At 44.3% G+C, this 9,944-nt stretch carries 9 protein-coding genes and 1 pseudogene; all 10 read left to right on the forward strand.

Features of this window, described 5'->3' with window-relative positions; genetic code table 11:
- Nucleotides 1–1,004, forward strand: a pseudogene (locus tag Q0614_RS06290) (hypothetical protein); the annotation flags it as partial.
- A gap of 580 nt (nucleotides 1,005–1,584) precedes the next feature.
- Complete coding sequence (gene nikR, locus Q0614_RS06295; RefSeq protein WP_298787350.1) at nucleotides 1,585–2,016, forward strand: nickel-responsive transcriptional regulator NikR; 432 nt, start codon at nucleotides 1,585–1,587, stop codon at nucleotides 2,014–2,016.
- 760 nt (nucleotides 2,017–2,776) lie between these two features.
- Entirely contained in the window at nucleotides 2,777–3,619 is an 843-nt protein-coding gene (hypB, locus tag Q0614_RS06300; RefSeq protein WP_298787352.1) for a hydrogenase nickel incorporation protein HypB, read from the forward strand.
- Entirely contained in the window at nucleotides 3,619–3,909 is a 291-nt protein-coding gene (locus Q0614_RS06305; protein ID WP_298787354.1) for a HypC/HybG/HupF family hydrogenase formation chaperone, read from the forward strand. The genes hypB and Q0614_RS06305 overlap by 1 nt, the downstream gene beginning before the upstream one ends.
- Nucleotides 3,910–3,911: 2 nt before the next feature.
- Nucleotides 3,912–5,657: a DUF262 domain-containing HNH endonuclease family protein gene (locus tag Q0614_RS06310; RefSeq protein WP_298787356.1), complete on the forward strand. Its 1,746-nt coding sequence runs from the start codon at nucleotides 3,912–3,914 to the stop codon at nucleotides 5,655–5,657.
- Nucleotides 5,635–6,732 (forward strand): hydrogenase formation protein HypD, encoded by a 1,098-nt coding sequence (hypD, locus tag Q0614_RS06315; RefSeq protein ID WP_298787358.1) that lies wholly within the window; start codon nucleotides 5,635–5,637, stop codon nucleotides 6,730–6,732. Before Q0614_RS06310 ends, hypD begins: the two co-directional genes overlap by 23 nt.
- A gap of 179 nt (nucleotides 6,733–6,911) precedes the next feature.
- A complete protein-coding gene (gene hypE, locus Q0614_RS06320; protein ID WP_298787360.1) occupies nucleotides 6,912–8,084 on the forward strand; it encodes a hydrogenase expression/formation protein HypE in 1,173 nt (390 codons plus the stop codon).
- Nucleotides 8,085–8,183: 99 nt separating this feature from the next.
- Nucleotides 8,184–8,741, forward strand: coding sequence for a hydrogenase maturation nickel metallochaperone HypA (locus Q0614_RS06325; protein WP_298787362.1), 558 nt, complete (start codon nucleotides 8,184–8,186; stop codon nucleotides 8,739–8,741).
- 625 nt (nucleotides 8,742–9,366) lie between these two features.
- Nucleotides 9,367–9,552: a hypothetical protein gene (locus Q0614_RS06330; RefSeq protein ID WP_298787364.1), complete on the forward strand. Its 186-nt coding sequence runs from the start codon at nucleotides 9,367–9,369 to the stop codon at nucleotides 9,550–9,552.
- A 45-nt stretch (nucleotides 9,553–9,597) separates the two neighbouring features.
- A partial coding sequence (locus Q0614_RS06335; RefSeq protein ID WP_298787366.1) for a TonB-dependent receptor plug domain-containing protein occupies nucleotides 9,598–9,944 on the forward strand: 347 nt, incomplete at its 3' end.

Here is a 9,944-nt window from a genome sequence, read left to right on the forward strand (position 1 = left end):
GCTACCATCGCGTCGCAAAATTCGACGAGATCGCGCTTATCGGCGGCGAGAATGCGATCAAAAACATCTACAAACTTGCGCTCGCGCTCATATTTAAATTTAATGCAAAGGACGCTGCGCACGAGTTTTTAGCAAAATTTAATGCAAGCGAAGTCGCAAATTTAGAAAAAATCGCGCCGCGTGCCGTCCGCTCAAGCTCGCTAGGGCGGCTGTTCGATGCGTTTGCTGCGGTCATTTGCGGCCTGCGAACCGTAAGCTTCGACGGCGAGGCGGGCATGCGGCTAGAAAACCTCTATACCCGGGGCTACGAGCAGAGCTATAAATTTAGGCTGAAAAAAGCGGGCGAAAATTTTATCCAAAATGCGCCGTATTCCGCTTTGCAGCAGCGGGGTACCGATGATTTGCGGCACGAAACACAGCGCGAAGCGGGGCAGGGCGGTCTGAATGCGCAAAATCATAGCGGCGCCAAAAACAGCTGCGCGCTGCGAGGCGATTTTAAAAAGCTTGCGGACGATGCGGCAAGCAAAGACTGGCCTGAGCGGACGGCTGAAAACATCGCAGGCGGCGGTGAAAAGAATACAAACGTCGCCGCAAATTCTATAAAGCAAGCGTCTCCCCTGAATTTAATAAATTCTGAAAGCAAAAACGCCGCCGATGCGGATCAGAATCCGCAAAACGGAGCTTGCGCGCCGAGCCTTGAGGGCGAATGCTACGTGATTGATTACGAAGAGGCGTTTTTGCAGGCTTTGATCGATGAGCCGCGCTTGGCTGCGACGAAATTCATCAACGGCCTGGCGAACTTCATCGCGGAGTTTGCGGAGGGCTTCGGGCTTGAGGTCGTGCTAAGCGGCGGAGTCTTTCAAAACGCCACGCTGCTTAATTTGACCTACAAAAAGCTGCGTGAGCGAGGGATAAAATTTCATCTAAACCGCGCCGTTCCTTGCAACGACAGCGGCATCGCATACGGGCAGCTCGCGGCGTATCTAAGCGAGATTTCGCGCTAAGCTCGTCCATAAAAAATGTAACTATCGCACTAAGCCGACTCGATAAAATTTTATTAGTATCTCGCCTATAAATTTGATTGAACTCTGCGCCATGCCCACACTTTGCGATACGCTACGGGCGATAAAATACACCGCAGCTAGCTTCTCGAAAATCGCAAAATCAGCGAACAAATTTACGTCTTTGCCGCCTGAGATCACAGCCAAAACGTTAAATTTTGAAATTTAACAATGCTGCCGCTTGGGCGTCACGGCGCGCCGCCATGGCGATCGATGCAAGATTCCATCGCAGCGCGCGGCGAGATACTGCATAAATCCCAAGCCAAGGCGCTATTTGGCGCCCGCCTCTTAAATTTGAGCGCAAAATCGCGATGCGGTAGAATTTAAATAACGTAGCACCGGTAAAATTTCATCGCGCCAGCCCTAAAATATGGTGCGAAACTGCGAGCGAAATTTCAAAATACGCGCAGCGCCCTGGAGCTTTAAATTTTAAAAAATAAGCCGAATTAGCGTGCAAAATTCTTACTATTTGAGCGGAATTTCGATAAAATTACGTTCAAAATACGCGAAATAGGGGGAAACTATGAAAAAAGAGGAAAAAGAGAGCGCCGTAAGATTTAGCATTTCGCTGCCGACGAAGCTTTTTGAGGATCTCGATGAGATGGTGCGCGCCAAGCAATACCTAAGCCGCAGCGAGTTTATCCGCGATCTCATACGCGAAAAGATGGTCGAGGGCGTGCTTCACGGAGATAGCGATGAGGACTGCGTGGGTGTGCTTTGCATCGCGTATGATCATCACCAAAGCGATCTGATCGAGCAGCTCGTAGAGATCGAGCACCACGCAAACGTCACCATCATCAGCACCAGCCACTTCCACATCGACGAGCGCCACTGCTTCGAGGAGATCACGATGCGGGATAAAATTTCAAAGATAGAGCGGCTCAGCGCCAAAATCGGTGCGCTAAAAGGGGTGAAATTTTCCAAGCTCGTAAAGGCGGTCATCACCGAAGCGTAGGGCTTTTGTACGTTTTTAAAAAACAGCGCGTCGCGCTAAATTTATGCGCTTTTAAATTTAAACGCAGCTGCGGCGCGACTTTTGCAGGTTACGAAGCGCGATTCTCGATCGAGTGGAGAATTCGGGCGGCGCGGCTGCGCAAGGCGTGCAAATAAAATTTGTTTAAATTTACACGGCGAGCGCAAAATTTTATAAATTTTAATCAAAAAGCATTCTTGCTGCAGGTTTAAATTTACGCGCAGGCACGAAACCGGCGCAGCAGCTCGCGACTAAATTTTATAGGTGCCGCTTTCGTGCCGCATTTGCAAAGCCGAGCTAGCGTAAAATGGATATGAGCACGACCGCCGCATTGATGATGTTTGGCACGCCGTAGAGCACACGCGAGATTGTAGAGCGCCGGTAAAATCCGCTCGCAAGCCCTAAATTTCGCGCTTCTATCTACGGCGACTTTTTATTGTTTTGAGCCGCTACACAGCCGCGCAAGCCCTAAATTTACGGCGCGCGGCTCTGCAATCTGCGAGTTAAAATAGGCGATAAAATTTAGAAGCAGCGTCTTTGCTCGCTAGCTTTAAATTTTGTGTCGAGTCTTCGCAAACAGCGCACGAAATTTAGACGAAAACGGAGTGCGTAAATTTCAAGCCTCATTAAATTTCACAAAATTTCGCACTTCGATATAAAATTTATCAAATTTACGCCGTTTAAAGCAAAAACGTGGTATTTTACGCGCAAAATTTATTATCCAATTATCCAAGGAGAAAAAATGTGTAAAGATTGCGGCTGTTCCATAGGCCACACTCACGAAGCGGGCGCCCATTCGCACGCAGATATGACACACGAGCATGTCCATACCCACGCGGACGGCACCGTCCACTCCCACGCTCATATGCACGAAGAAGGGGTCGATCACGAGCACGACGCGCACGATCACATCCACGCAAATGTCGCTATTAGCGACGCCAAGACGATCGAGGTGATGAGTAAAATTTTAAGCGCCAACGACGAGGAGGCCGCTCACAACAGAGCTCATTTTGACGAGGATAAAATTTTATGTCTAAATTTAATGTCAAGCCCTGGCAGCGGCAAGACGACGCTGCTTGAGGCCACTATCAAAAGCGGCAAATTTAAAATCGGCGTCATCGAGGGCGACCTGGAGACTAACCGCGATGCCGATCGCATCATAAAAGCGGGTGCACAGGCCCATCAGATCAGTACCGGCGAGACCTGCCATCTGGATGCCTTTATGGTTCACGAGGGGCTTCATCATATCGATACTAAAAATTTGGATCTGGTTTTTATAGAAAACGTCGGGAACCTCGTCTGCCCTGCGGCATTCGACGTGGGCGCGCACCTGAACGTAGTGCTTCTAAGCGTGCCCGAGGGCAGCGATAAGATCGCAAAATACCCGGTAATATTTCGCCGCGCAGACTGCGTCGTAATCACCAAAACAGCGCTGCTACCGCATTTTGACTTCGATATACAGGAGGTAGTGCGCGAAGTGCACAAGCTCAATCCGAAAGCCGACGTCATCGCGCTTGATAGTAAAAGCGGCGAGGGCGTGGAGAAATGGCTGAAATTCCTACAATACAAGAAGGAATTTCGTTAATGTGCCTTTCAATCCCTTCAAAAATCATCTCGATCGACGAAAATAATTTCGCGACGGTGGAGACTCTGGGCGTGCGCCGCGGCGTGAGCTTGGATCTGCTCCCTGAGCCCGCGGCGGTCGGGGAGTACGTGCTGATCCACGTTGGTTTTGCGATGGAGAAGATCGATACGCAGCGAGCGAAGGAGAGTATCGAAATTTACGAGCAGATTGCAAAGCAGATGAGGACGAGCGATAATATATTGAATGATGACGCCAAATCAAGCAAGCTATATCAAAATAATAAGGAATAAAAGTGGAAGCTATTGCAAGTAGTTTTAAAAGGATTGTTTCTGACGAAAATTTTTTAGAAGTACCGTTTTTTCAAAGAAAGTATGTTTGGAAAAAGGAGCAATGGGAGCAATTATTTGATGATTTAAAAGCCAGTGCATTAAGTAGGAAAGAACATTTTTTGGGTTCTGTAATTTTAAAAAGAAATAGTGGAAATAGAAATTTTGCAAACATAATAGACGGGCAACAAAGAATAACAACATTTTCTATCCTTATAAAAGCAGCATACGATGAGCTAAAAGATGAGCAAAAGAAGCATTTTGATCCTCTGCTTATAGAAGACTACACTGATAATGATCCAAAAATAAAACATTGCAAAGTTGATCGTAAAATTTATACTCAAATAATACAAGGGGTTTATTCTAGCGGTCAAAAAAATGAAAAAAACCTTAAAGAAGGTTTGTTGGACTGTTTAGAGTATTTTAAGATTAGAATTAAAGAAATAGATGACGTGTTTGATTTTTTGAAATTTATAACTGATAAATCAAAGCTTTTTGTAAAGGTAAATTTGGAGTCTACAGAAGATGAGCAAAAGATATTTGACTCAATTAACTCCACTGGAATGCCTTTAAATGCAACTGATATAATAAAAAATGCTCTTTTTGATAGGATAATTAAAATCTCAGATGAAGAATATGCCTTGGATTTATACGATAAATATTGGCGTAATATTTTTGAGCATGACGATAAGTGCTTGCAGTTTTGGGATTCACAGATAACGACAGGAAGAATCAAGCGTTCACAGAGTGAAATTTTTCTTCATGCTTTTGCTTTAATTATAGGCATTTTTGATACCGATAAGCATTCGCTATCGGATTTAAGTTCTGTTTTTAAAACATATATTCAAAATAAGAGCAAAGAGGAATTAGAAGATTTTCTTGTATTGCTAGCTAAATATGCTCAAACTTATCAAAAACTTCCACAAATTACACAAAATATTTTGTTTGATTTTGATGAATATGAAAATAGATTTTTCCACTTAGGATATTGTTTTGGTATTAATTCTTTTTTACCGCTAGTTTTATTTTTAAAACAAAATTTAGAAGAAGATGAGTATAAAAAGGCACTTTATTTGCTTGAAATGACTGTTTTATGTGTATCTGAAACCAAAAATTACAATAAATTCGTAGCAGACATAATTAGTAATTTACAAAATAATTTAAAAAATACTTACATATATATTAGGGAGCAAATTAAAAAATATTATGTAAAATTCTTTGAACATAGCCAAATAGAAGAATGGCTCAATAATATAGAAAATAATGATGCAAAAGTTGTTTTATTTTGGATAGAGCTCTATAGACAGCGTGAAGCAAAAGATTATAAAGACAAGACTGGTTTATGTTACATTTATACACTTGAACATTTAGCACCTCAGAAATGGCAGGAAAATTGGAGTGATATTTTTAAAAATGAAGAAGAAGCTGATAAATTTATATATAAAATAGGAAATATGACACTTTTAAAAGGCAAATTTAATACTGCTTTGCAAAATGCCGCATGGACAGACAAATTAAACGGAAATAATAAATACAAACATTATATTAAAAAATATGCGGATTTAATTATTAACAAAGAGTTGCTTAATATCACACAATGGAATAAAGCAACAATAGAACAAAGAACTATAAAAATCATTAACGATTTTTATAAAATTTGGAATGTTAATATTTTTTTGGAAGAAAATAATGGATCTAATCAAGGATTTTAGGGACAAGGAGCTGATTTTAGCGCTTAGCAAGCTGATAATTTCTAAAAGCAAAAAGCCGCTAAATATTATGGAGATTTGCGGCGGACACACGCACTCGATCATGAAATTCGGACTTCCGAGCCTGGTCGGCAAAAATATAAAATTTATCCACGGCCCGGGCTGTCCGGTGTGCGTAATGCCGCGTAGCCGTATCGATGAGGCGATTAAACTTGCCGCGATGCCGCAGAGTATTTTTTGCACTCTAGCAGACATGCTGCGCGTGCCCGGCTCTCGCACGAGTTTGCAGAAGCTGCGCGGCGAGGGGCACGACATCAGGGCGCTTTATAGCCCGCTTGATTGCATAAAGATCGCACAGGAAAATCCGCAAAAAACGGTGATATTTTTTGCGATCGGCTTTGAGACTACGACGCCGATGAGTGCCGTGCTGATCGATAAAACGCTGAGTTTAGGGCTAAAAAATCTCTTTTTTCACATCAATCACGTCACGGTGCCCGCGCCCGTGCGAGCGATCTTAGACGACGCGGATGTGCAGATAGACGCGTTTTTAGGGCCTAGCCACGTAAGCGTGATCACCGGCGCGAAGGCCTACGAGAGCATCGCGCGAGACTACAAAAAGCCGATCGCCGTAAGCGGGTTTGAGCCGCTTGATATAATGGCGGGCGTGCTGAATTTGGTCGAGCAGCAAAACGCCGGCACCTACGAGGTTTTCAACGAATACGAGCGCGTCGTAAAAGAGGGCGGCAACCAAAAAGCGCAAAATTTGATAGATAAATATTTTGAAATTTGCGATTTTCCGTGGCGAGGGCTCGGCGAAATTCCAAAAAGTGGCATGAAGTTGCGCCCGCAGTACGCGGCGCTGGATGCCAGGGTGCAGTTTGATTGCAGCGTACAGAGCGCTCCCGAGAGCAAGGCCTGTATCTGCGGCGAAATTTTGCGCGGCAAAAAAAGCCCCTATGATTGCAAGGTTTTCGGCAAGCACTGCACGCCGCAAAACCCGATAGGATCGTGCATGGTCTCAAGCGAAGGGGCGTGCGCGGCGTACTATAAATACGGCGACGTCAAGAACGCGGGCTAAATTTTGCGCGCGGTATCGCAGAGCGCAAATTTTAAAAATAAGTCATGCTTTAAAATTTTAACCAAAGTAAAACGTCGGGCTAAAATTTAATTTGAAATTTTACGCGGCGCCGTAGCGGCACGGCTTGTTCGGCTGCGGAATACGGGCTTTAAATTTAAAACCGAGTGAAAAGGAAAAATTTGAACGAAACTATACTTTTAAGCCACGGCGGCGGCGGCGAGGAGATGAATAGGCTCATCAACGAGACGATCTTTGCGGCGTTTGATAATGAAATTTTACGCGCTAACAATGACAGCGCGATACTAAATTTAGACGCCGAGGCTGGTTTTGACCGCACGGCGCCGAGTTCTGCTTTGAATTCGGCGGCTGGTTTCGGCGGCGAGCTAGCTTTCAGCACCGATAGTTTCGTCGTTACGCCTCTGTTTTTTAACGGCGGCGACATCGGCAAGATTGCCGTTTGCGGCACCGTCAACGACCTTGCGATGGTGGGCGCCAAGCCGCTGTTTTTAAGCTGCGCGCTCATCATCGAGGAGGGGCTTGGCCTAAGCGAGCTGCGACGCATCCTGGACTCGATGGCTAGCACCGCGCGAAGCTGCGGCGTTCGTATCGTTTGCGGCGACACAAAGGTCGTGCCGCGCGGCAAATGCGATAAAATTTTCATCAACACTAGCGGTATCGGCCGTGTTTTGCGACCTGCGCGCGTGCAAAACATCAAAGCGGGCGCAAAAATCCTGCTTAGCGGCGACATCGGGCGGCACGGGGCGGTGATACTCGCGGCACGCGACGAGATCGCGCTAAGCAGCGAGCTGCAAAGCGACTGCAAACCGCTTTGCGCTGCGGTAGAAAAGCTGATCTTGCAAGGCGTGAAAATCCAGGCGATGCGAGATGCGACGCGCGGCGGGCTCAGCGCGGTTTTGAACGAATTCGCAAGCTCTAGCGGGCTTGAATTTTTGGTGCGCGAAGAGGATATCAAAATCAGCGACGAAGTGGTGGGTGTGTGCGAGCTGCTGGGCTTCGAGCCTTACGAGCTTGCAAATGAAGGCACTTTCGTAATGATCGTAGAAGATGACGCCGAGGCCGATAGGGCGCTTGAGATACTGCGCGAATTTGACGTAAATGCCGCAATCATCGGCGAGGTGCGCGAAGTAGGGCACGGCGGGGGCGAATTTGAGGGTACTTTGACACCGAAGCTTAGCGCGCAGGACGAATCTATGGACGCGGCGTCAGAAAATAGGGCGGGACAATTTCAAACTTCGCATGCGGCAAAAGGACGAGTGATTTTGCAAAACGCCTACGGCTCGCAGCGATTTTTAGAGCTTCCGAAAGGCGAGCTGTTGCCGAGGATTTGTTAAATTTGCGTGCAAATTTATGCCTAAATTTCAGGCGTATTTTTAAATTTACAACAAAATTTCGCATAAAATACGGCGCGGCCGTAAAATTTAGAGGTAAAAATGCATGAATTATCGATCGTAGCGGATCTTGTAGCGCTATGTGAAAAGGCGCTAAACGCCGAAATAGCAAAGAAAAAAGGCGCGGTCGAGCAGGGCGATAAAAACCGCTGCGGCATCGCCAATACCGCTAGAAATGCAGACTCTGCAAATGTCGACATAATAGACGCTAAAAATGCTGAGAATATGGGCGTTGCGGATATGGATTTGAATCACAAAACTGCCATTTTTGCTGAAAACTTGGATACGAATCCACAGACGTCTTGTGATACATCTAGCGCAAAAAGTCCGCAGATAAGGGAACTGCACGTAAAAATAGGGCGGCTAAGCGGCGTGGAAGCGCATTATCTGCAAAACTGCTATGAAGTCTTTCGTGCAGGCACCGTATGCGAAAATGCGGATCTCATCATCCACACCCAAGAAATCGTCGTAAAATGCAAAAACTGCGGTTTTAGCGGAGATTTGACGCAGAACGACTTTTCTTGTCCGCGTTGCAAAAGCTCTGAAATCAGCGTAATCGACGGCGAGGATATGTATCTAATGCGCCTGGTTATTGAATAAAAGAGGGCCTTTTCTGGGCGCAAAACTTTCCATATTTTAAATTTAACTCCTTGCTATAAGCAAAATTTTATTTCTGCCCAATTTAGATATTTATCTCCTATTTCATTCTTGCAAAAACATATCTCGTCCTGTTGATTTCATTTGAAGTCACGCTAAATCTATATTTATAAAAAGTTCTTCCAAATAAGCGCCGAATGAATCAAAAATACATGAAATTATTCATATAATTATACGTTAATTTCGTATTGGATTTTTACTTGAAAATTATAGTTTTCAATATAAAATACCTAGAATTATAGTGTTTTTGCTCCAAAAAATTGAAAAATAATGAACTACTGATATATATTTTTATATTAATGATTTATATGTAGTAAACGATTTATAAAAATGAATTTTTTGATTTTATTAATTTAGCATCATTTTTCCATAAATTTTTATGGACGTATTTATTTAAATTATAATAAGCTTATTGTATCGCCCTATTTTGTATCTAAATTTGAAACATTAAATTCAATATAAATCATGCTTATATTTTGCATTAATTTAATATTGTAGTAGTATTGACAATGATTATCTCATCTGATATAATAACACGAAAATTTTATCAGATTTTAGGAGTTAAATTTTGAAAGTTTTTACTCTCTCTGAAACTGTAGCTACCCTACTTTTATTGAGCGCCGCAAATCCAGCCATAGCCGACGAGCAAACTAAGCAAAGCGTAAATCTCGGCGAAGTAGAAGTTACCGCAAACAAAATAAGTGAAAATTTAAAGGATGTGCCACAAAGTATCAGCGTCGTAAGTGATACTTAGCTACAAGAACGAGAAGTCAAAAACGTCGAGGAGCTGGTAAAAACTATGCCAAACATTACCGGTGTGGGCGGGATGTACGAGGGCATCAGTACTAGAGGACTCAATCCTTCGATATATACGAGTTCTAACCCCGTTACGGTCTATGTCGGCGGCGTAGCGCAAAGTAACAAAGACGCAGCCTATATCCCCGTTACAAATATCGATCACGTCGAGGTTTTGCGAGGTCCTAGCAGTGCGATCTACGGCAAAGACTCAATCGGCGGCATCATCAATATCGTTTTAAAAGAACCGACTAACGAGTGGAGCGGCAGCGTCGGCACCGAATACGGCTCGCACAAATACATGCTGGGTCTTTTTGAAACCAGCGGCGCGCTGATTGATGATAAACTATT

Origin of the sequence: uncultured Campylobacter sp. (assembly GCF_937997595.1) — a bacterium.
Classification (GTDB): domain Bacteria; phylum Campylobacterota; class Campylobacteria; order Campylobacterales; family Campylobacteraceae; genus Campylobacter_B.